Source organism: Faecalibacterium prausnitzii, assembly GCF_049532945.1.
In the GTDB taxonomy this organism is placed as follows: Bacteria; Bacillota; Clostridia; order Oscillospirales; family Ruminococcaceae; genus Faecalibacterium; species Faecalibacterium prausnitzii_N.
Genome location: NZ_CP186691.1, coordinates 2,796,872 through 2,817,817, shown reverse-complemented (window position 1 = coordinate 2,817,817; position 20,946 = coordinate 2,796,872). Strand labels below are relative to the sequence as shown.

Annotated in this window: 21 protein-coding genes and 3 pseudogenes; 19 read left to right on the top strand and 5 right to left on the bottom strand. The window is 57.9% G+C overall.

All coding sequences use genetic code 11. From position 1 onward, the window contains the following. Positions 1-69 precede the first annotated feature (69 nt). Entirely contained in the window at positions 70-1,827 is a 1,758-nt protein-coding gene (locus ACNQFG_RS14250) for a hypothetical protein (RefSeq protein ID WP_423405328.1), read from the bottom strand. After that, positions 1,827-2,747 (bottom strand): AAA family ATPase, encoded by a 921-nt coding sequence (locus ACNQFG_RS14245; RefSeq protein ID WP_423405327.1) that lies wholly within the window; start codon positions 2,745-2,747, stop codon positions 1,827-1,829. The genes ACNQFG_RS14250 and ACNQFG_RS14245 overlap by 1 nt, the downstream gene beginning before the upstream one ends. A 176-nt stretch (positions 2,748-2,923) precedes the next feature. Here ACNQFG_RS14245 and ACNQFG_RS14240 point away from each other — a divergent pair, with 176 nt between their 5' ends. From ACNQFG_RS14240 to ACNQFG_RS14210, 7 genes are all read left to right on the top strand, one after another. Beyond that, a complete protein-coding gene (locus tag ACNQFG_RS14240) occupies positions 2,924-3,997 on the top strand; it encodes a hypothetical protein (RefSeq protein ID WP_423405326.1) in 1,074 nt (357 codons plus the stop codon). A gap of 194 nt (positions 3,998-4,191) precedes the next feature. Further along, entirely contained in the window at positions 4,192-4,668 is a 477-nt protein-coding gene (locus tag ACNQFG_RS14235; RefSeq protein ID WP_423405325.1) for an InlB B-repeat-containing protein, read from the top strand. A 62-nt stretch (positions 4,669-4,730) separates the two neighbouring features. Then, complete coding sequence (locus ACNQFG_RS14230; RefSeq protein WP_207686245.1) at positions 4,731-4,967, top strand: hypothetical protein; 237 nt, start codon at positions 4,731-4,733, stop codon at positions 4,965-4,967. Positions 4,968-5,149: 182 nt separating this feature from the next. Next, positions 5,150-6,139 carry a Na/Pi cotransporter family protein gene (locus tag ACNQFG_RS14225; RefSeq protein WP_423405324.1) on the top strand — a complete coding sequence of 330 codons (990 nt, stop codon included), beginning with the start codon at positions 5,150-5,152 and terminating at the stop codon, positions 6,137-6,139. 133 nt (positions 6,140-6,272) lie between these two features. Beyond that, positions 6,273-6,824 (top strand): ECF-type riboflavin transporter substrate-binding protein, encoded by a 552-nt coding sequence (locus ACNQFG_RS14220; protein ID WP_207686247.1) that lies wholly within the window; start codon positions 6,273-6,275, stop codon positions 6,822-6,824. A 97-nt stretch (positions 6,825-6,921) separates the two neighbouring features. Then, positions 6,922-8,646 carry an ABC transporter ATP-binding protein gene (locus ACNQFG_RS14215; protein WP_423405323.1) on the top strand — a complete coding sequence of 575 codons (1,725 nt, stop codon included), beginning with the start codon at positions 6,922-6,924 and terminating at the stop codon, positions 8,644-8,646. Further along, a complete protein-coding gene (locus tag ACNQFG_RS14210) occupies positions 8,636-9,466 on the top strand; it encodes an energy-coupling factor transporter transmembrane component T family protein (RefSeq protein WP_423405322.1) in 831 nt (276 codons plus the stop codon). The genes ACNQFG_RS14215 and ACNQFG_RS14210 overlap by 11 nt, the downstream gene beginning before the upstream one ends. Before the next feature lie 96 nt (positions 9,467-9,562). On the opposite strand, the gene ACNQFG_RS14205 is transcribed toward ACNQFG_RS14210, so the two are convergent. Then, the gene (locus ACNQFG_RS14205; RefSeq protein WP_423405321.1) at positions 9,563-10,519 is read right to left on the bottom strand and encodes a pyruvate kinase; all 957 of its coding nucleotides are present in this window, start codon (positions 10,517-10,519) and stop codon (positions 9,563-9,565) included. A 309-nt stretch (positions 10,520-10,828) separates the two neighbouring features. Between ACNQFG_RS14205 and ACNQFG_RS14200 the strand changes: the two genes are divergently transcribed. Beyond that, entirely contained in the window at positions 10,829-11,281 is a 453-nt protein-coding gene (locus ACNQFG_RS14200; protein ID WP_423406602.1) for a sigma-70 family RNA polymerase sigma factor, read from the top strand. 495 nt (positions 11,282-11,776) lie between these two features. Here the strand turns inward: ACNQFG_RS14200 and ACNQFG_RS14195 are convergent. Continuing rightward, positions 11,777-12,202: pseudogene (locus tag ACNQFG_RS14195) on the bottom strand (recombinase family protein); the annotation flags it as partial. After that, positions 12,181-12,915, bottom strand: a complete 735-nt coding sequence (locus ACNQFG_RS14190) for a recombinase family protein (protein WP_423405320.1) — start codon at positions 12,913-12,915, stop codon at positions 12,181-12,183. The pseudogene ACNQFG_RS14195 and the gene ACNQFG_RS14190, both read right to left, overlap by 22 nt. Positions 12,916-13,074: 159 nt before the next feature. Between ACNQFG_RS14190 and ACNQFG_RS14185 the strand changes: the two genes are divergently transcribed. The 11 genes and pseudogenes from ACNQFG_RS14185 to ACNQFG_RS14135 all read left to right on the top strand — a co-directional run bounded on the left by ACNQFG_RS14185 (position 13,075) and on the right by ACNQFG_RS14135 (position 20,804). Then, complete coding sequence (locus tag ACNQFG_RS14185; protein WP_423405319.1) at positions 13,075-13,941, top strand: DUF6017 domain-containing protein; 867 nt, start codon at positions 13,075-13,077, stop codon at positions 13,939-13,941. Positions 13,942-13,945: 4 nt separating this feature from the next. Next, on the top strand, positions 13,946-14,773 hold the full coding sequence (locus ACNQFG_RS14180; RefSeq protein ID WP_423406601.1) for a ParA family protein: 828 nt from the start codon (positions 13,946-13,948) through the stop codon (positions 14,771-14,773). Next, positions 14,730-15,683, top strand: a complete 954-nt coding sequence (locus ACNQFG_RS14175) for a ParB/RepB/Spo0J family partition protein (protein ID WP_423405318.1) — start codon at positions 14,730-14,732, stop codon at positions 15,681-15,683. Before ACNQFG_RS14180 ends, ACNQFG_RS14175 begins: the two co-directional genes overlap by 44 nt. Before the next feature lie 54 nt (positions 15,684-15,737). Further along, on the top strand, positions 15,738-16,187 hold the full coding sequence (locus ACNQFG_RS14170; protein ID WP_423405317.1) for a hypothetical protein: 450 nt from the start codon (positions 15,738-15,740) through the stop codon (positions 16,185-16,187). A 126-nt stretch (positions 16,188-16,313) separates the two neighbouring features. Next, a complete protein-coding gene (locus ACNQFG_RS14165; protein ID WP_423406600.1) occupies positions 16,314-16,754 on the top strand; it encodes a DUF3846 domain-containing protein in 441 nt (146 codons plus the stop codon). Between the two features lie 30 nt (positions 16,755-16,784). Further along, complete coding sequence (locus ACNQFG_RS14160) at positions 16,785-17,243, top strand: PcfB family protein (RefSeq protein ID WP_349150768.1); 459 nt, start codon at positions 16,785-16,787, stop codon at positions 17,241-17,243. Continuing rightward, a pseudogene (locus ACNQFG_RS14155) lies at positions 17,240-17,767 on the top strand (type IV secretory system conjugative DNA transfer family protein); the annotation flags it as partial. The gene ACNQFG_RS14160 and the pseudogene ACNQFG_RS14155, both read left to right, overlap by 4 nt. Before the next feature lie 103 nt (positions 17,768-17,870). After that, on the top strand, positions 17,871-19,799 hold the full coding sequence (locus ACNQFG_RS14150) for a recombinase family protein (protein ID WP_423405316.1): 1,929 nt from the start codon (positions 17,871-17,873) through the stop codon (positions 19,797-19,799). Continuing rightward, positions 19,796-20,183, top strand: a pseudogene (locus ACNQFG_RS14145) (TnpV protein). Before ACNQFG_RS14150 ends, ACNQFG_RS14145 begins: the two are co-directional and overlap by 4 nt. 104 nt (positions 20,184-20,287) lie before the next feature. Next, positions 20,288-20,605 (top strand): hypothetical protein, encoded by a 318-nt coding sequence (locus ACNQFG_RS14140; protein ID WP_423405315.1) that lies wholly within the window; start codon positions 20,288-20,290, stop codon positions 20,603-20,605. Then, positions 20,598-20,804, top strand: coding sequence for a hypothetical protein (locus ACNQFG_RS14135; RefSeq protein WP_423406599.1), 207 nt, complete (start codon positions 20,598-20,600; stop codon positions 20,802-20,804). Before ACNQFG_RS14140 ends, ACNQFG_RS14135 begins: the two co-directional genes overlap by 8 nt. Positions 20,805-20,946: the final 142 nt, after the last annotated feature.

Here is a 20,946-nt window from a genome sequence, read left to right as displayed (position 1 = left end):
TAAACACTATGGTTGTAAACAAAAGACCGGAGCCGCAAACATGCAGTCCCGGTCTTTTGGTGCGAGGAGTCAATCGCCCAGTTCACGGATCTCGTTCTGGATCAGCCGCCCGGCCGCGCGGGCCAGTTGGTCCATGCCGCGGATACGGGCCATGTTTTTGCCGTAGATGCGCTCGGCATCGGGGATGGAGCGGTCCTCGCCCATGAAGACAGCGGAGACCCGCAGCCCCTTGCGGCGAAGGGTGCGCACCTCGGCAGCGGCATCGTCCACACCGAAAGCCCCACCGTAGTCGTGCCCCAGCGGGTTTTCCGAAGAGGGCGGCACACGGCGGCTGTCGTTGGGCGAAGCGTCCGTCAGCACGATGAGCAGATGCCGCGGCGCAGGACCGGGCGCAAACCGCAAAAGATCGCCTGCTGCCCGCAGGGCAAGGCCGTCACGGTTCCAGCCGGAAGCAAAATATCGGTTGATGTTTTGCAGGTTTTTGTCTGCAAAGCCTTTGAGCACACGCAGTACGGTGTAGCCCCGCAGGCTGGAAAAGCAGCTGACCCGCACAGGGATGCCGCAGGCGGTCAGGCTCTCGGCAAGGATGACGCCCTGCGCTGCGATGACCTCCTGACAGTGCAGGCGGGAGGCCGACGCATCCAGCAGCAGGTCCACGGTGAAGGCGGGCTGGTTCTCCTCCTCAGCGCAGCGGAAGACGCGGGCGTCGTCCAGCACAGGGGCCCGCCAGACCCGCACGGGGTCCAGACTGCCGCTGCGGGCCACCCGCGCATGGGGCTGCTGGTGCACAAGGATGCAGTTGCGGATCTGCTCGGTGAGCCGCAGCACCACACTGCGGTGCAGTTCCCGATTTTTGGCGTAATAAGCGCGGTTGCGGTCGGCCTGAAGTTCGGCCTGCTCAGCCAGATGTTTTGCCTCCGGGGTGGGGGCCTGCTCCGGGCTTGGCACACCGGCGCTGAACCACAAATGGCACCCCAGATGGTCGCCCACGCAAAGCTCCTGCTCAGCCTTGCGCAGCCGTTCCGGTGGGTAGAGAGAGCGGCCGAAGCAGCTTTCGATGTAGGCGCGGTCTTCGGCGGCGTTCTGCCGGAGGGTGATGCGGGCCAGCCGCTTGTCCACCGCCAGCCCGCCGCTGCCTGCGGCATCCACCGCGCTGGAGTGCTCGACCATGACGCGGTCCGTTTTGATCATCTGGGTGGGGAGCGTTTTGGTGGCAAGCGAAGCCAGAAGCCCTTCGAGATGCAGGTGCAGCGCGGCCTTTTTGTGCACGGTGCCGTCAAATAGCTTCGCGCGGGCAAAGAGGGCCAGCAGGGCCGGTTTCAGCGCAGCCGGTTCCGGCGGCGTCTGCGGGGCCAGCGCGGCGGCAAGGCCGGACTCGTAAGGGGTCATCACCGGGTCGGTGCGGCCCAGCACACGCCGCCAGCGTGCGGCCTGCATGGTGTAGACCAGCTGATTTTTTGCCATCCACTCCTGACGGGAGAGCTTGTATTGAATCGCAAAAAAGTAATCTGCATGGGCATGGCGCAGCGCTTCCAGAACCGGGCGGCGGGGCAGCTCCAGCCGATAGGCTGCGCTTTCGAGGTAGAGCCAGGTCAGGTCGTCGAGTTCGGCCTCCCGGATGTCGCCATCCCAAAGCCCGAACAGGCTCCGGATGAGATCGTCGCCGTAATATTTGTGCACCAGGCCCACGATGCAGTTCATGTAAAAATCGGTGGTGCCGTCGGTATAGCGGGCCAGAAACAACGGCTCAAAGCCATAGGCTCCTGCAGCAGCCCAGACCTGATTGGCCGCACGCCGCTCCTGCGCGGTGTAACTCTGGGCTTCCATCAGCGGAACAGCTTTGCGGCAGTGAGCTGCGCCGGGATGCGGGCGGCGATGACGTCACGGATCAGGCCCTGCTCATAGGAGTCAAAGGCCTTGTTGGTGATGCCCATATCCAGTGCCGCGCCTGCCGGGATGCCGCGCCGGATCAGCCGCAGGGCATCCAGCATACCGCGCAGATCCAGCGCCTTGGTGGAAATTTCTGCACTGTCGCATTTTTTCTGCAGGTCAAGGAACAGCAGGGCGAACTGGTGGACATAGTTTGCGTGCAGGTCGGGGAACTGGGCACGGAGCAGCTTTTCCAGATCGTCCTGCGTAATGGTGGGCATCTGGATGACCACGAAACGGGAGGTGAGGGCCTCGTTCAGCTCACGAGTGCCGGCATAACCGTAGTTCATGGTGGCGATAAAGCGGGTCTCCTCCGCCAGCGGGATGCGGTCGTAGCCGGGCACATCGATGGCGCGGCGGAAGTCCAGCACCGCGTGCAGCACGGCCAGCGCTTCGTTTTTGGCCATGTTGATCTCATCCAGCACACCAAAGCCGCCGCACTGGGCGCAGCGGTATACCGGGCCGGGCCGGAACACCACCTGACCGTCCGCAAAAGTGTCCATGCCGATGAGGGATGCTGCATCCATGTTTACATGGAAGGAGATGTCCCATGCGGGACGGCCAAAGGCGGCGGCAAGGTTTTCGGCCAGCACGTTTTTGCCGGTGGCTTTTCCGCCTGCCAGCAGCAGGTTTTCGCCGCAGAGCAGCGCCGCCAGCGCCTGCTCCCAGACGTCCTTACCATAATAGGTAAAGGCCGACACCGGGATGCGGGGGCGCAGAGCTTCGGCCAGCGGGTGGGCTGCGCGGTATTCTTCCACAGCGGCGAGCAGCGCGGGATCGACGCCCTCCTGCCGCAGGGTCTCAAGCAGATCAGACATGAACGACACCTTCTTCATGGGTTGGCAGTGCCAAACCGATTTTTCAGCCTTATCATAGCACAACCGCCGCCGTTTGTGTAGGGGCAGGCGGCTGGAAGCTGGCAAAAATTCGCAAAGAAATTGCGGGGCCGATGAAATGGTGTTAAAATAGAGAAAAACGGAAGGGGACAACTGCCATGAGACACGAACACCGCCGCTGGAAGGTCTGCTTTGGGAAAAATTTCTGGGGAACACAGGAGGGAAACGACCCCGGCGAGGAACTGCGCGTGGACCGCGAATTTGAATGGCATGGGTACAAGTGGCGCATTCCGGCGGTCTACCGGTGCCGACAGGGATTGGTCGTGGACTTTGCGATGGAGGTGCCGCAGGAAGAACTGCGGGCCTATATGGAAAAATGGGGCCTGACCGAAGACGGCGAATGCAGCCGCACCCTGACCAGAGCCGAGGAACAGCAGATGGAACAGGAAAACCCGTTGAATGTGGGGTTCTGTGCGGAGCTAGAACTGAATGGGATGCGGCTGCATTCCAGAGATGGCTGCGGGGCGGGCTATCTGCCGGGAGAGATGGCCGGCGATGATACAGGCGCAGCGTTCCTGCGGCATTATGGGCTGGATGAAACGACGGTCTGGAAGTTCTGGCGGGAAAGCTACCCCTGGGCGACCCGGAGCCGGAAGAGCTGCCCGAAGCGCTTCCGTGCCCTGGAGGTGCGGCTGGAAGCGGAACTGGAACAACACCCGGCGGAACGGTTCCGGACCCCTGCGGTGGGCGGGTCGGTGACGCTGCACGAACCGGGAAACGCACAGACCTATCAGCTGACTGCATTGGATGTCCGGTCGGAAACGCTGGAACTTCCGGACTGTGATGGCTGGGAGTGGCCCAACCGCTTCTGTATGATGACCTACCGCCTGACCCCGGCTGCCGAAAATTTCTTCCTCTCCGACTGCGCTGAGGGGGACCACCCGCGCCGCCGACCCCGGAATCTGCCGCCCGAACGGGCAGCGTTGGAAAAGAAGTATGGACTGGAACCGCAGGGGGAAGGGGATGCGGCCATCGCTGTCATTGGCGGGGCCGACGGCCCGACGGCGGTGTTCTGCACGGTGCGCGGGAGTGCAGACGAGGCAGAAGGTGTGGCTGCGGCGTGTTCCTCCTGCTATTTTGAGCCGGTGGAGCCGGAACACATCACCTGGCAGGCGGCATTCTGCCGAAGACCCTGCGCTGGTGCCGTGGTTTCCCTGCTCACAGCGCCCTGATGCCGCAGCACGGTGCGGGGCTGCGGTTTCGGAAAACACGAAAATGCGAAAATTGCGCAGTTCCGATTGACAAAACGCTGAGTTTATCGTATAACCTATATAGAGAAAGTCTGCCCGGAAGGGCGTGGAATCTCCCTGGTTCCGGCGCAGGGTGCTGCCCGGCACCGGCAAGACTGGAAAGTGAGGCAGCAACGATGAAGCAATTCCTGAAGCGGCTGATGCTCGGTGTGGTGACGCTGGCAATGTTCTGTTGCGTGACGCCGCTGGCATTTGCGGACAACCCCAACTATTACACCATCTATCTGGAGCGGCAGGGCGGCATCGGCACCCCGGAGTACGTCTTCGTCTACCGCATCAAAACTTCGGATGGCACGGAGAACTACCGGATCTCCAGACTGCCCACCCCCACCATGGAAGGCTACCTCTTCGATGGCTGGTATACGGATCTTGTGGGCGGCGATAAGATCAAGCCGGCTGAGTACGAGTTCCAGGAAGATGGGCAGACCCTGTATGCCCACTGGACGCCTGTGTCGGGCGAGTCCACCGCGAAGCCGGAGCCGGAGGCAGCCGAACAGCCCGCCAGCACCTTCCGGCTGGAGGACCACCTGGGCGAGATCCTGATCGTCGGAACGACGGTCCTGGTCGTGACACTGGTTGCGATGCACGGCTGAGTCGGCCTGCATTGCTGAAACACAAAAACGAATCGAATGTTTGAAAGAGAGGAATCCCTGTTATGAACGAAATCAAGATGCCCGCTGCTTTTGCCGAGATCGACGAGAACGAGATGGTCTACCTGAACGGTGGCTCGATCACCGATACCGAGGCCTGGAAGATCTTCCTGAACGTTGGCACCCTGTTCAACTACATCGCCCGCGTCTTCTCTGCTGGCAGCTCCATCGTCAACAACGTCAATGTCATCGTGACCACCATCCACACCCTGAACGGCTTCAAGCTGACCAGCAAGAACTAAGAACTCCTCCCCAAAGAGCAAGACTTGCAGAGAGCTGTTTACCTGCACCACGGGCGGGCAGGCGCGGTATGCCCTGCGCTGCGTCCGGACGGACAAATGACCGGCTCCCTTGCAAAATGTACTCGCTTTCCCACCGGAAGGCGAGTATTTTTGTGTTATCCACACCGAGAGGAGGACGACACATGGGGGAAGGCGTTCGGGCGGCATTCGGGCTGGCCGGTGGGCTGGCGCTGTTTTTGTTTGGGATGGAGAACATGAGCCGGGCGTTGCAGCAGGCGGCAGGGGAGCGGATGCGGGGATTCCTGCGCCGCATCACCCGCACACCGCTCACCGGGGCGCTGGCGGGGCTGCTGGTTACGGCGGTGCTGCAGAGCAGCTCGGCCACCACGGTGATGGTCATCGGGTTCGTCAGCGCCGGGCTGATGGAGCTGCCGCAGGCCGTGGCCGTGGTGTTCGGGGCCAATGTGGGCACCACCATGACAGCCCAGCTGGTGGCATTCCGGCTGGCGGACTGGGTGTTCCCCATCCTGTTTGCGGGGGTGCTGGTCTGGCTGCTGGCCCGGCGGGAGCGGACGCGGCAGCTGGGGCTGGCGGTGTTTTCGTTCGGCCTGCTGTTCGACGGCATCGAGGTTTTGTCCGGCGCGATGGCTCCGCTGGCCGAACACCCGGTCTTCCTCCGCTGGATGACGCAGGTGCGGCATACGCCGCTGCTGGGGCTGCTGCTGGGCACCGGGATGACGCTGGCGGTGCAGAGCAGCTCGGCCACCATCGCGGTGCTGCAGCGGGCCGCACAGCAGGCCGGGCCGGACGGCATCCACAGTGTGCTGGGGCTGGCCGGTGCCCTGCCCATTTTGCTGGGGGACAACATCGGCACGACCATTACGGCGGTGCTGGCGGCGGTGGGTCAGCCTACGGATGCCCGGCGGACGGCGGCAGCGCACTGCTGCTTCAACCTGTCGGGCAGCGTGGTCTGCCTGCTGGCCCTGCCCTGGATGACAAGACTGGTGGAGGCCGTCTCGCCCAAGGGACCGGAGCTGGAAGTGCTGGCGCGGCAGATCGCCAACGCCCACACCCTGTTCAACCTGCTGTGCACACTGGTGTGGCTCCCGCTGACGCCGGTGATGGTCTGGCTGGTCTGCAAACTGGTGCCGCAGCCCCAAAGCTCCCGCTGAAACGGCAAAACCGGCGGTTTTTCTGCAAAGAGAGTTGTTTGTCCATTGACAAGGGTTCCCGGCTTGTCGTATACTGACAATGCCTTGAAAAAAATGCCGCACACTGCGGTGCAAAAAAGAGGAGCGAAAGAATATGAAAAACAACAACAGCATCAAACCAGTGGTCGCCGTCGGCATCGGCGCAGCCCTGTTCTTTGTTCTGGGCCGGTTCGTGGCCATTCCCAGCCCGGTGCCCAACACCAACATCAGCCTGCAGTACGCCGTTCTGGCCCTGCTGGCCGCGATGTACGGCCCGGTGGTCGGCGGTCTGATCGGCTTCATCGGCCACACCCTGATCGACCTGTCCTGGGGCGGCAGCCCGTGGTGGAGCTGGGTCATCGCTTCGGCCTTTGTGGGCGTTGTGGTGGGCCTGTTCGCCAAAAAGCTGGACCTGCAGGAGGGCGAGTTTGGCAAAAAGAAGATGGCCGCCTTTACGGTCGCCAACATTGCAGCCCATCTGCTGGCCTGGATCGTGGTGGCCCCGGTGCTGGATATCCTGATCTACGCCGAGCCGGTCAAGAAGGTCTTTGCGCAGGGTGCCTTTGCCGCTGTGTCCAACATCATCACCGCTGTGGTGGTGGGCGGCCTGCTGGTGCTGGCCTACACCAGGACCATCGCCAAGAAGGGCTCTCTCGACCAGGAGTGATCCCGGCCGGAGCGACTCTGGATGGAACCCGCAGCCTTTCCCTCGGCCATCCGCCGGAGGAAAGGCTTTTTGTTTGAACAGCTGAGGTAATTTGCCCATGGCAGAACGTAACGAACCCATCATCTCGTTCCGAGATTTCTCGTTCCAGTACCGCGCCCAGAAGCGTCCCACGCTGACCGGCATCGACCTGGACATCTATCCGGGGGAGCGTGTGCTCATCGCAGGCCCGTCCGGCAGCGGCAAAAGTACGCTGGCAGGCTGCATCAACGGCCTGAACCCCTTTTCGAACCCCGGCGTGTGCACCGGAACCCTGACCGTGGACGGCGTGGATGCGCCGCACAGCAGCATCTTTGAGCTGTCGGCCCATGTGGGCACGGTATTGCAGGACCCGGATGGCCAGTTCATTGGCCTGACCGTGGGCGAGGACATCGCCTTTGCGCTGGAAAACAGCTGTATGCCGCAGGAGGAGATGCACACCATCACCCGCCGCGCTGCGGAGCTGGTGGGCATCGAGAACCACCTCGGCTATGCACCGCATGAGCTTTCCGGTGGGCAGAAGCAGCGGGTCAGTCTGGCGGGCGTTATGGTGGATCAGGTCAAGATCCTGCTCTTCGACGAGCCGCTGGCCAACCTGGACCCGGCCACCGGCAAGCAGACCATGGAGCTCATCGACGAGATCCAGAAAAAGACCGACACCACCGTGCTCATCATCGAGCATCGGCTGGAGGATGTCCTCTGGCGGAGCGTGGACCGCATCGTCCTCGTGAATGAGGGCAGAATTCTGGCTGACCTCCGCCCGGACGCGCTGCTTTCCACCTCCCTGCTGACCGAAAACGGCATCCGGGAGCCGCTCTACCTGACCGCTCTGCGGTATGCGGGCGTGGACATTACCCCGGAAAAGCACCCGTCGCATGTGGACAGCCTCGTCCTGAACGAAGCCGACACCACGGCCCTGCGAAACTGGTTCACCGCCTATCCGCAGCCGGAAGCGGCCCCGGCCCCGGAACCGCTGCTGGAAGTGCGGGACCTGAGCTTTGGCTATCAGAAGGGGCAGGCGACCCTGAAGAATGTCCGCTTCTCCATCGGCAAAGGGGAGATGGTCAGCATCGTGGGCCGGAACGGCGCGGGCAAATCCACGCTGTCCAAGCTCATCTGCGGGTTCGAGACGCCGGATGCGGGCGAGATCTTCCTCAACGGCAGATCGCTGGCTGAGGAGAACATCCGCCGCCGTGCCCAGCACATCGGCTATGTGATGCAGAACCCCAATCAGATGATCTCCAAGACCATGATCTACGACGAAGTGGCACTGGGACTGCAGCGCTCCGGCCTGACCGAAGCGCAGATCCGGGAAAAGGTGGAACAGACGCTCAAGATCTGCGGGCTGTATCCCTTCCGGAACTGGCCAGTATCGGCGCTGAGCTTCGGCCAGAAAAAGCGTGTCACCATCGCCAGCGTACTGGCGCTGGACCCGGAGCTTATCCTGCTGGACGAGCCTACGGCGGGCCAGGATTTCCGCCATTACACCGACATCATGGAGTTCCTGCGGGGGCTGAACGCCCAGGGCGTCACGGTCGTGATGATCACCCACGACATGCACCTGATGCTCGAATACACCCAGCGGGCGCTGGTCTTCTGCGACGGTGAACTCATCGCGGACCGCAGCCCGGCGGGCGTTCTGTGCGACCCCGCCCTCATCCAGCAGGCCGCACTGAAGGAGACCAGCCTCTACACGCTGGCCAACCGCTGCGGCATTGCGCCCGCGCAGGAATTTGTGGAGCGCTTCATCGCGCAGGACCGGGAGGTGCGGGAACATGGCCGCTAAAACTGTTTTGAATTATCTCCCGCGGGAGAGCGTCATTCACAAGCTCACCGGTACCACCAAGCTGGCGTTCTTTCTGCTGTTCACCTTTGCCAGCATGATCACCTACAACACCTGGGTTCTGCTGGTGCTGCTGGCGGTCAGCCTGGCCGCGTTCAAGTTGAGCCGGATCAGGTTCCGCGAGGTGCGGTTCATGCTGGTGTTCATGCTGGTGTTCCTGCTGCTGAACAACCTGTTCATCTTCCTGTTCGACCCCGACCAGGGCACGACGCTGTACGGCACCCGCACGGTGCTCTGCCACCTGTTCTGGCGGTATGACCTGACGGCCGAGCAGCTGTTTTATATGTGCAACATCTCGCTCAAGTATTTCGTGGCCCTGCCCGTGGCCATCCTGTTCATCTCGGCCACCGACCCCAGCGAGTTTGCGGCCAGCCTGAACAGCATCGGCATTTCGTACAAGGTGGGCTACTCGGTGGCCATTGCGCTGCGGTACATTCCGGACATCCAGCGCGACTACCACAGCATCAGCCAGGCCCAGCAGGCCCGCGGTGTGGAGCTTGGCAGAAAGGAACCCTTCTTCAAGCGGCTCAAAAACTCCGTCAACATCCTGCTGCCGCTCATCCTGACCAGCCTGAACCGCATCGACACCATCTCCAACGCGATGGAGCTGCGCGGCTTTGGCAAAATGAACAAGCGCACCTGGTACACCCAGCGGCCTTTCGTCCGCTGCGATCTCATCGCGCTGGGTGTCGGGGTGCTTCTGCTGCTCCTCAGCCTCACCGTGACCATCCGGTTCGGGCGGTTCTACAATCCGTTTGTGTAAAGAGCAGGCGGCTGGCTCATTGCCACCCTGGTGGCGAATGCGGTATAATCTTTGCAGGAACCACCGATCATAGAGAAAACAACCGTTTCATCCTGGTTATTCCAAGGCAGTGCGGGCAGTGCGCACAAGATACTCCATAGCCTCCACCGGGTATTGCCCCGCGGCAGTCTCACCGGTCAGCATCACGCTGGCCGCGCCGTCCAGCACGGCGTTGTAAATGTCACTCACCTCGGCACGGGTGGGCACCGCGCGGGTGCACATGCTGTCCAGCATCTGGGTCACTACCATAAAGGGCACGCCTGCAGCCCGGCAGGCGGAGGAAAGCTGCTTCTGGCAGCGGGGCAGCTCCCACAGCGGCATGGCATTGCCAAGGTCTCCGCGGGCGATCACCACCTCATCCACAAGAGGCAGGAACTCCGGCAGGGCCTGCACCCCCGCAAGGCTCTCGATCTTGGCAAAAATGCGGATCTGCCCGGCCCCGGCCTGTTCCAGCGCCCGGCGCAGGGTGCGGATGTCCTCGGCCCCCCGCACGAAGGGCAGCATCACCCCGGTAACGCCGCAGGCTCCCGCCAGCTGCAGGTTTTGCAGGTCTGCCTCCGTCAACGTGGGGGAGGCTACCGCCAGCCCCGGCGCCGCAAGGCTTTTGCGGCTCTGCAGGGTGCCGCCGCGCACCACGGTACACTGCAGGGCCGCGCCGTCGGCTCCGGCAACCTGCACAAGGAGCCTGCCGTCGTCCAGCAGGAGGTTTTGGCCAGGCCGGGCCGCCTGCACCAGCGCCGCCGGGCAGGGAACACCCCCTTGCCCCAGCCGGAGGCTCTGCCCCGGTTCCAGCACAAGGGGCTGGGTCAGTGTGCCGATGCGCAGTTCCGGCCCCTGCAGGTCGATCAGCAGCTGGCGGATGCCGGCTGCGCGGATCATGGCCAGCCAGTCGGTGTGCGCCGCCAGCGGCCCGTGGGAAAGATTCATGCGGATGCCGGTCATGCCGGCTTCCACCATGTGCTGCAAGATCGCCGGCTGTGCGCAGGCCGGGCCGATGGTACCATAAAAATCCAAAAGATCACCCGATTTCGTTTTTTCTTATTGTAACATGGAACCGGGTCGTTGAAAAGTGGTGTTGTACAATAAAAGTTGACACAGGGAACGCAAAGAGCCAATATCTGTCAACGGATATTGACAAGATCAAAATGAGATAGACTTCCCCGAAAGGGATTGCTTATCTCATTTTTTGTTGTAAGCTGAAACTGCAATGAATCAGATCGCAGCAAGAACAGGATACAGGAAAGTGCAGCAGGCAGACAACTTCTGAACCGTTTGTCCCCGCTCATACAGTGTAGGAGGACCATAGTTTGGGAGGTGCGTTGTATGTTGTTGACTCTGCTGCAATTTTTTGCCACAAAGTTTCTGGTTCTGGCGCTTCATCTGGAAGCGGGGAGCTTCCCCAAGCCCCTGAGCGCACGGGAAGAGGTCGAGACCTTTGCGGCCCTGCGGGCGGGCGACCCCACGGCGCGGGAAACGCTCATCCGGCACAATCTGCGGCTGGTGGTGCATGTGGCGAAAAAATACTACGCCCTGCCCGGCGATCAGGACGACCTTATTTCCATCGGCACCATCGGCCTGATGAAAGCGGTGGATACTTTCGACTCTGACCGTCGGGCACGCTTTTCCACCTACGCCAGCCGGTGCATTGAAAATGCTATCCTCACCCGAGCGAACGCCGGATGGAGAATCGGAACCATCTCCACCGCCCTCAGGGGCATTCTCGTCCTCTTCCGGGTCTACCGGGAAGGTGGTCCAGTCGATCTCATCCTCCGGTGAGCCGAAGAGCACCACATGCGCCACCTTGCCGTCCCACACCACCTTGCGCACCACCGTGCGGATGGCGGCACGTTTCTGGGTCACGGTCATATCGTCGATGTTGTCGTGGAACACAGTCAGCAGTTGACGCATCAGGTCAAATTCCATCCCTGCCAGAACGCCTTCGTCCGTAAGGCTTTCCAGCTCCCGGATGCGGGAGCTCAGGGCGGCATCCTGACCGTTCAGCTCCTCGATGCGCTTTTTCAGATGGACGGCGGCGGTACTGTCGCCGAAATCTGTCAGCGAATCAATCAAGGAGGTGATCTTCCGCTGCGTCTCGGCTTGCTCCTTGCGCAGGGCAGAAAGCTTGGTCTCACACTCGGAGCGATTGCCCGCGTGGGCGTTCCGTGCTTTTTCCAACTGTTTCATAAAGTCGCTGGAATGGTCGGCAAGGTGCTTGACCTGTTCACAGATGGCGGCATCCAACAGATTGCCGTTGGCGTTGGACACGCTGCAAAGCTCCCGGCGGCTGCGCTCCTTCAGCTTGCACATATAGGGAAAAACCACCCGCCCGTCTGCCGTTTTGCGCCCGGTGACCTTGGGGTACATCCGGCTGCCGCAGGAGCACCACAGCAGACCGGTCAGCAGCGCCTCGTTGCCGCGGGATGCGTGGTAGGACTTGGATTTGTTCCGCTCCAGCGATTCCTGCACCCGGATCCACCGGTTGGAGGAAATGATGCCGGGGTGTTCGCCCACTGAAACGATCCACTCGCTGATGGGATTGTAGACGGTGGCACGCCCCTTTTCCTGATCGCTGCGGTTGTAAGCAAGCACGCCCCGCACGCCGTCAAAATCGGACTCCGGGGCGAACAGCTCCGCTTCGTTGTCCACAAAATACTGATAGGCGTCCTTGTCTGCAATCAGGTAGACAGGATTCTGCAAAATAAACTTGATGGAAAACCGGGTGAAAGAACGCCCATTTTTGTTTTGATGCCCTGCCGCAGCAGCTCGGTCTCGGTCATGGTCAGGGAATCGTACTGCTCATAGAGGTCGAAAATTTTGTAGATGATCTCTGCCTCATCCGGCAGCAGCTTCAGCTTGCAAGCTTTTTTTGTCTTGCCGTCCACCGTGATGCTCTTGACGCTCTCGGAGGCGTATCCCGTGGGGGTGGTGCCGCCCAACCAGCGCCCGGTCTTTGCCAGTTCGTGCATATTATCCCGGATGCGCTCTGCAATGGTCTCCCGCTCCAGTTGACTGAACACCGATGCGATGTACATCATGGCACGTCCCATGGGGCTGGAAGTATCAAAGCTCTCCCGGATGGACACGAAGTCGATGCCCAGCCGTCCCAGTTCTTCAATCAGGCTGGAAAAGTCGCTGATGTTGCGGCTGATGCGGTCCAAACGGTAGACCACGATGGCCTTGAATTTCCGGTCCTTGGCCGCAGTCATCATCTTTTTGAAATCCGGGCGGTTCAGGTTGCCGCCGGAAAAGCCCTCGTCCTCAAAGACAACGGCATGTTCCGCGGCGGCATCGCCGTAGTGAGTGCGGATATATTCGCGGCAGAGGTCGATCTGATTTCCGATACTTTCGCCCTTGCCGGTATAGCGGGACTTGCGGGAATAGATGGCAATGGTGTCAGCAGTTTTGGCCATGAGATACTCTTTTCCTGTTGTCCGGTGGCCGTAGATGCGGCTATTGTAGCATGGCAGGCCATCTTTGTAAAGAAAAATAACGATAGTCATACATATTTCATCATACTACGAACGGAGGTGTCAAGGATGTGACAAGGCAGAACAAGCGGAGAAGTCAGGATGTTTGACTATTTCTATGGGCAGTCGGGCGAGATGTTCTCGTATTTCCGGGTGCCCCAAATTTTATTCCGGGACATAAAATTCAAGGACCTGTCCACCGATGCCAAAACGCTGTACGGCATCCTGCTGGACCGCATGGGGCTGTCGGTGAAAAACGGATGGCTGGATGAGCAGGGAAGGGTGTATATCATTTTTCCCATACAGGAGGTTATGGATGCGCTTGGCTGTGCCGATAACAAGGCAACGAAGCTCTTTCGTGAGCTGGAAAACGCCGGACTTGTTGAACGGAAACGCCGGGGCTTGGGAAAGCCGAACCTCATCTACGTCAAAAACTTTGCAGACCCGCGTTTCCGGAATCGTGAAAAGAACGGTTCCGGTGCCGCGGATTCAGCGCAGCAGGAAACGGCAAAATCACGAGGAAATAAGACTGAGTGGAATAATATTGAAATGAGTGAGACTGACCCTTTCTTTTCCGAGAAAGGGGACGGTGCGGATGAGCGCACACGACTGGAAGAATATTTTTCGCAGTCTTTGGAGGTAGACCTTCTGCTCCGGCTCTGCCCGGATGATGAGGACACCATCTATCAGATCGTGGACTTGCTTGTGGACACCTGTTCCACCAAACGCAAGATGTTGCGGATCGCCGGAGACGATAAGCCCACCGAGGTGGTACACAGTCGGCTGAAAAAACTGAATGCCGACCACATCCGTTTTGTGCTGGATTCTCTGGCAGAAAACACCGCCCCGGTGCGAAACATGAAGCAGTATCTGCTGGCGATGCTCTACAATGCGCCCACCACCATGAACCTCTACTATCAGAACAAGACGAACCACGACTTTGCGCGCGGTTCACCGAAAGCGGGGTGATGTTATCGCAAAGAAAGCTACGATTATCGCAGTCACCAATCAAAAAGGCGGTGTGGGGAAAAGCACCACCTGTGAGAACTTAGGCATTGGACTGGCAATGGAGGGCAAGAAAGTCCTGTTGGTGGACACCGACCCGCAGGGGTCTTTGACCATCAGCATGGGCTGGCAGCAGCCCGATGAACTGCCCACTACCCTCTCTACCCTGATGCAAAAAGCCATGAACGACCAGCCCATTCAGCCCGGTGAGGGCGTTCTGCACCATGCGGAGGGCATTGACCTGATCCCGGCAAACATCGAACTGGCAGGACTGGAAGTAGCCCTCGTGAACAGTATGAACCGGGAGAAGATGCTCAAGCAGGTGCTGGACAGTGCCAAACGGGAGTACGATTTTATTTTGCTGGACTGTATGCCCTCGTTGGGGATGCTGACGATCAACGCACTGGCGGCGGCAGACGCTGCTTTGATTCCTGTGCAGGCACAATACCTGTCTGCAAAAGGCTTGGAGCAACTTTTGCAGACCGTGCAGAAGGTTCGGCGGCAGATCAACCCGAAGCTGAAAATCGAGGGTATCTTGCTGACCATGACCGACAACCGCACCAACTACGGAAAACAGATCAGCAATCTAATTCGTCAGGCATACGGGAAGCACCTGAAGGTGTTTGACCAGACCATTCCCCGCTCCGTTCGTGCGGCTGAAATCAGTGCGGCAGGCAAAAGCATCTTTGCCTATGACCCCAAGGGCAAGGTGGCAGAAGCCTACAAATCTCTCGCAAAGGAGGTGCAGGCGGATGCCGATCGACAACGGAAACTTAGCGCTGAAAGGGCTAGATGACCTGTTTTCCACCGAGGAAAACCGACAGGAGGAGCAACGGGAACAGGTGCAGCAGATTCCCATTGACGACCTGCACCCCTTCACCAACCACCCCTTCAAGGTGCTGGACGATGAAGCCATGACCCGGACGGTGGAGAGCATCGCACAGTACGGTGTGCTGGCTCCGCTGATTGCCCGCCCTCGCCCAGACGGTGACGGCTATGAGATCATCTCCGGGCACCGCCGTCAGTATGCGGCTAAACTTGCCGGGCTGGACACGCTGCCGGTCATTGTGCGGCAGATGTCGGACGATGCTGCCGTGATATTGATGGTGGACAGCAATCTCCAACGTGAGAACATCCTGCCCAGTGAACGGGCTTTTGCCTACAAAATGAAGCTGGAAGCTCTAAAAAATCAAGGTGCTAGGTCGGATTTAACTTCGCCGCAAGTTGCGGCGAAGTTCCGCAGCGATGATGCAGTTGCCAAAGACCAAGGCATAAGCGGTGATACAGTTCGACGTTATATCCGCCTGACCAACCTCATCCCGGAAATGCTCGACCTCGTAGATCAAAAGAAGATCTCCTTCAATCCCGCTGTGGAGCTGTCCTATCTGGACGAAAGACAACAGCGGGATTTTTTAGAAGCCATGGATGGTACCCAAAATGCCCCATCTGTATCGCAGGCTCAGCAACTAAAGAAGATGGCGCAGTGCGGTGAGTTCACCTATGAAAAGGCGTTTGATATTTTGGGGCAGGAAAAGAAGAGTGAGCAGGACACCGTAACTATCAAAAACGACATCCTGCGCAAATACTTTCCGCGCAGTTACACGCCCCGGCAAATGGAAGAAAAAATCATTCAGCTTTTGGATGCGTGGCAACAGCAACGGCAGCAAGCCAAGCTGAAAAAGCGTAAGCAGGAAGCAGAACGATGAACGTAAGACCCGGTTGGGTCTTTTATTTTTGCAAAAATTCAGGAGGTAACGCCCATGAACAATACGATTCCTTTTCACTCAGCAACTCACGCCCCGCAGATCACGGTAGACGTGAACATCCTGTCCATGCTGAAACAGGCGACATCCTGCTTGACCGAAATGGCAAGCGAGAATGTCTACCTTGCCGCCATCGGCCCGGACATGGAGCTGACCATTATCATGGAGGAGGATGCTCCTTCCATTCTTCCCTGTTTCGACGAGGAAGATGCCCTGATCGCCGTGAAGGGTGCGCCGCTGTTTATCAGCTACAATCCGGCGCAGGTCCTCAAGCTGGCAGGCAAGCGGTACCTGACCGGTCCGGTCATCTTCTACCGCACCGATGGGCACAGCACCATTGTGTCCCTGACGGTGGAGGATATTTATCGCTTTCAGACCTATCTGGAAGATCACAGCACCACCCTGATGGCAGATGGGCAGAAGCTGACCTGCATCTGCATTGACTGAGGTGTGCCATGCTGAACTTTTTTATCGGTTTCGCTTTTTTTGAAGCGGGTGTCTTTTTCGGCTTCTTTGTGGCGGCTCTGATGCAGGCGGCACGAAGCGACGAAATCGGACTGAACGGAAAGGAGGATTCACATGGAAGAAAACACTCTGTCAGTGCTGAAAATTGCGCCGGGACAGCATCCGCAGCAGGTCGAGATTGACAACGACCTGAAAGCCTTGCAACAGGCGGTGGGCGGCTCCATCGGCGCAAGCTACCCCTTTGCCGATGACCCGGTTGCCATCGTTTACAACGACGACGGCAAGCTCATGGGTCTGCCGTTGAACCGTGCCCTGCGGGATGAAAACGGGCAGATGTACGATGCCGTTGCCGGGACTTTTCTGGTGGTGGGTCTGGGCGAGGAGGATTTTGCATCCCTGCCCCCGGAGATGGCGCAGAAGTACGAGCAGCTTTTTCATCAGCCGGAAGCCTTTCTGAAGCTGGGCAACCGTCTGCTGGTGCTGCCGGTGCCTGATGAATCTCCGGCAGAAAAGCCCCGCACCAAGCCTCCGGCAGAGCATGACCGCTAAAATCACCCTGCTGCACGGGAGGTGATGGCAGTGCAGGAAGAAATCGAACAGAAAACATTCAACATTATGATCTCCACCACAAAGCTGTCCGCCCGGACCGTCCTGCGGGCAGTAAAAGCGGCGTTTCGGCTGTACCAGTCCAAAGCATCCCAAGGCAAGCAAAGCGTCCGCACCCTGTTGCGGCAAAACCGGGGCGTGTCCAGCGTGGAGATCAGCAAGACCGGCATCCGTGGTCTGGAACGTTATGCCAAAAAGTACGGCATCGACTATGCCATCCGCAAGGACACCTCCGAGGTGCCGCCCCGGTATCTGGTCTTTTTCAAAGCACCGGACGCAGAAGCATTCAACTCGGCATTCAAGGAGTATTCGGCATCCCTGCTGAACAAGGACAAACGCCCCTCGGTGCTGGCACGATTGCAGGAACTGGTGCAGGCAGCGGCAGAACTCCCCGGCAAAGTCCGGCACAAGGAACAGGAGCGCGGACTGTGACCACGAAAAAGCTGACAAAGCTGCTGGCACTGTATCTGCCCTATCTCCTGCTGGGGCTGGTAGCAACCAATCTTGGCGAGGCATGGCGGCTGGCCGAGGGTAAGGAGCTGGGTGATAAGATCATGTCCATGATGGGCATCATCCCGATGACGTTTGCAAACCCGCTGCCAAGCCTGCACCCACTGGATCTGCTGGTAGGTTTGTGCTGCGGTGCAGGGCTACGGCTGGCGGTCTATTTGCGTGGAAAAAACGCCAAGAAGTACCGGCATGGCATGGAGTACGGCTCTGCCCGGTGGGGGACGCCCAAGGACATTGAGCCGTTCATGGCTCCGAAGTTTGAGGACAATATCATCCTGACCAAAACGGAACGGCTGATGATGAGCAATCGCCCACCTGACCCCAAGAACGCCCGGAACAAAAACGTGCTGGTGGTCGGCGGCTCCGGCAGCGGCAAGACCCGGTTTTGGCTCAAGCCCAACCTTTTACAATGTCACAGTTCCTATGTGGTCACTGACCCGAAGGGTTATAATTATTGAGGATAAAGCAAAGATGCGTTTACAAAATCAGAAAAGTATCGTATCTTTGTTACATATCGTATTCCCACTAAAAATAAAAGAAGGTGAAACTATGGCAAAATCCAACCAAGGAAAAATCACGGCACTGTACGAAAGGCTTTCCAGAGATGATGAGCTGCAAGGTGAATCTAACAGCATTTTGAATCAGAAAAAGTATCTGGAAGATTACGCTCGCAAAAACGGCTTTAACAACATCCAGCATTTTACGGACGATGGATACAGTGGAACGAATTTTAACCGTCCCGGCTTCCAGTCCATGATTGCCGAAATCGAAGCCGGGCACATTGCAACTGTCATTGTAAAGGACATGAGCCGTTTCGGACGCAATTATCTGGAAGTTGGATTTTACACAGAAATTCAGTTTCCTTCAAAGGGCGTTCGGTTTATCGCCATCAATAACAATGTGGATAGTGCCAATCCCACGGACAATGACTTTACCCCTTTCCTGAATATCATGAACGAGTGGTACGCTAAGGACACCAGCAATAAAATCCGTGCCGTTTTCAAATCGCGGATGCAGGATGGCAAACGGTGCAGCGGCAGTATTCCCTACGGTTATAAGCGGGTTCCCGGTGATAAGCAAACCCTTCACGTAGATGAGGAAGCAGCTTCCGTTGTCCGCAGGATCTTCGATATGGCAGCCAGCGGTGCCAGTCTTGCGCAAATCGGTCAGACGCTTTCGGACGAAAAAGTGCTGATTCCGTCTGCATACGAAGAACGGCATCATCCCGAAGCTGCCCGAAACCATTCGTACCACGACCCCTATCGGTGGAATACGACCACCTTGACCTATATTCTTGACCGGCAGGAATACCTCGGCCATACAGTGCTATGTAAAAGTATCCGTGAAAACTTCAAGCTAAAAAAGCGCCGTGCTGCAACCATGGAAGAAAGGATCGTATTCAAAAACACTCATGAGGCTATCATCGACCAAGAAACATGGGATCAAGCACAGCGTCTGCGCAAGAGGAATCCGAAAAAACTTCCGAGTGGAACATACTCGCACCGGTTAGCCGGAATGGTATTCTGCGCCGACTGTGGCTCCCGAATGAGCTTTTCCAGCCCCGAATCTAAACATCGGGATTCTGATGTGGTGTATGATTCGGATTCTTCATGGCAGTGCAGCAAATACCGTAATATGTACGTTTCCTGCACATCCCATTTTATCAAGACCTCAACCATTGAAACCGCTATTCTCAATGCAATCAAAGCGATGACAAAAGAAATTATTGAAAATGAGGATGAATTTGCCGAGCAGCTTCAAGCTGCATGGGAAAACCAAAACACACAGGTATCTTCCGAGAGTAAAAAAGAACTGCATTCAGTTCAAAAAAGAATGAACGAGTTGGACGCTTTGATTCGGAGCCTATATGAAAACAGCGTCTTAGGAAAAATCCCCGAACGACAGTATCAGCGTTTGATGGCGCAATATGATGAGGAACAAACTGTCTGCGAAGCTCGCATTGCCGAGTTGAAGAAAGAACTGGACGTCGTTGAAACAACGAAAGTTGATCTGAAACGCTTTATCAAACTGATTCGGAAATACAAGGAATGTGAAACGCTGACAGATGAAATGCTGTACGAACTGGTAGAAAAAGTGGTGATTCATTCCGCATCTGGCGGACGGACGATCTACCGTCAGCAGCAAATCGACATCTACTTCAATTTTATCGGTGATACGTTTCCTAGTCAAATTGAGATTAGTCGCGGCGACAAGAAAAATCTTACAGAACAGCAACTTGCCAAGCGTAAGAAATATCAGAAAACTGCCTGGGAAAACCGCAAAAAGAAACGTGCCGCTCTGCGTGAAGCTGCTAAAACTGATCCACAGGCGGCAGCAGAGTATGAAGCCCTCTTGCAGAAAGGCCGTGAACGATGCCGCAAGTATGCCCAAAATAAAAAGCTGGCTCAACAGGAGTCTGCTGATACAGTCCCCATTCAATTTGAACCATCTGAAGAAATGAAAGGAGAATCCGCATGAACGAACTGAAGAAATCCATCCATGACAACGCTAACGGTCTGGACTACACCCTTGTCAACGACCACTATCTGCCGAACCTGACTGCCAGCAGCCCCGGCAGAGCACCCCACCGGGCGGTGGGGTCGCCTACATAAGATGTACCTGAAAGAACATCATCCCGTCCGGTACAATCAACTGCTCCTGTCCGGGGAGCTGGATAGCTACCTTGCCAAGCTGGACAAACAGACCGAGGAGCAGCTTGCATTGACCGTCCGGCAGATGCAGGAAGCTGAGGGCGTGACCGAAGCACTGAAAGCCGCCGATCAACTGGAATGGGTGCGCCGAATGAACAGCATCCGCAACCGTGCCGAGGAGATCATCAAGTCTGAGCTGATTTTTGTCTGATACAATGTCGCATCTCTGACCGCCCTGCACAACGCACGGCAGTCTTTTTTGTTACATCGGGTCTGCACAGGGCAGGCCCTTTTTTAATACGGAGGAACAAGCCTATGAAGCTGACGTTTGAAGAAAAGAAGCTGCTCTACACCTATGGCTGCGCTGATCTGGAGTTGACCCGCAAGCGGCTGTGCGGAGTTGCCGGGCTGACGGTTGACCCCGACCAGAACAAGCTGGTGCTTGACTTCTGCCGGAAGCTGGAGGACGAAACGCTGGCAGACTGGTACGACCAGATGTTCTACTTCGTCCGTTCCGAGATGGAGCATTACGCCATGATGCAGAAAATGTCACGGGACATCGAGGAGGACGAGGACTGGGGACCGACCATCTTTGACAAATCCGAGGAGGGAGAACTGATTGACGATGTTTAAGCTGGAGACCATGATCTACGCCAGCGAGGACGGGACTTACAGCGTGTTCACGCTGAATCCTGACTTGCAGAAACAGCTTGATGCCCTTGCAACGCAGCACCCGGAGGTGTGCCAGCGGAAGGCAAGGGGCGAAGCGGGTGGGGTGACGTATCAGGTGCGGGGTGCTGCGCTGGCTATCCAGCCGATGCGGGGCTCCTGAAAGCGATAACCGATCTGCTATGGTAAAATAATCTCCAATCGGCTACCGTATCCCTGCAAGTCATCATTGGTTTGTGTAAACACAAAGAAGCGGCGGCTCTGAAAATTGAGCCGCCGGTTCAAAATGGGCGCGCGGATATGTC

Bases quoted from the DNA above. Each gene is read 5' to 3' on its own strand.
- ACNQFG_RS14135 (WP_423406599.1), top strand. From the start codon at position 20,598: ATGTTTAAGCTGGAGACCATGATCTACGCCAGCGAGGACGGGACTTAC.
- ACNQFG_RS14230 (WP_207686245.1), top strand. From the start codon at position 4,731: ATGAACGAAATCAAGATGCCCGCTGCTTTTGCCGAGATCGACGAGAAC.
- ACNQFG_RS14190 (WP_423405320.1), bottom strand. From the start codon at position 12,915: ATGGCCAAAACTGCTGACACCATTGCCATCTATTCCCGCAAGTCCCGC.
- ACNQFG_RS14140 (WP_423405315.1), top strand. From the start codon at position 20,288: ATGAAGCTGACGTTTGAAGAAAAGAAGCTGCTCTACACCTATGGCTGC.
- ACNQFG_RS14240 (WP_423405326.1), top strand. From the start codon at position 2,924: ATGAGACACGAACACCGCCGCTGGAAGGTCTGCTTTGGGAAAAATTTC.
- ACNQFG_RS14210 (WP_423405322.1), top strand. From the start codon at position 8,636: ATGGCCGCTAAAACTGTTTTGAATTATCTCCCGCGGGAGAGCGTCATT.
- ACNQFG_RS14225 (WP_423405324.1), top strand. From the start codon at position 5,150: ATGGGGGAAGGCGTTCGGGCGGCATTCGGGCTGGCCGGTGGGCTGGCG.
- ACNQFG_RS14245 (WP_423405327.1), bottom strand. From the start codon at position 2,747: ATGTCTGATCTGCTTGAGACCCTGCGGCAGGAGGGCGTCGATCCCGCG.
- ACNQFG_RS14235 (WP_423405325.1), top strand. From the start codon at position 4,192: ATGAAGCAATTCCTGAAGCGGCTGATGCTCGGTGTGGTGACGCTGGCA.
- ACNQFG_RS14185 (WP_423405319.1), top strand. From the start codon at position 13,075: ATGTTTGACTATTTCTATGGGCAGTCGGGCGAGATGTTCTCGTATTTC.
- ACNQFG_RS14170 (WP_423405317.1), top strand. From the start codon at position 15,738: ATGAACAATACGATTCCTTTTCACTCAGCAACTCACGCCCCGCAGATC.
- ACNQFG_RS14220 (WP_207686247.1), top strand. From the start codon at position 6,273: ATGAAAAACAACAACAGCATCAAACCAGTGGTCGCCGTCGGCATCGGC.
- ACNQFG_RS14250 (WP_423405328.1), bottom strand. From the start codon at position 1,827: ATGGAAGCCCAGAGTTACACCGCGCAGGAGCGGCGTGCGGCCAATCAG.
- ACNQFG_RS14150 (WP_423405316.1), top strand. From the start codon at position 17,871: ATGGCAAAATCCAACCAAGGAAAAATCACGGCACTGTACGAAAGGCTT.
- ACNQFG_RS14175 (WP_423405318.1), top strand. From the start codon at position 14,730: ATGCCGATCGACAACGGAAACTTAGCGCTGAAAGGGCTAGATGACCTG.
- ACNQFG_RS14200 (WP_423406602.1), top strand. From the start codon at position 10,829: ATGTTGTTGACTCTGCTGCAATTTTTTGCCACAAAGTTTCTGGTTCTG.
- ACNQFG_RS14215 (WP_423405323.1), top strand. From the start codon at position 6,922: ATGGCAGAACGTAACGAACCCATCATCTCGTTCCGAGATTTCTCGTTC.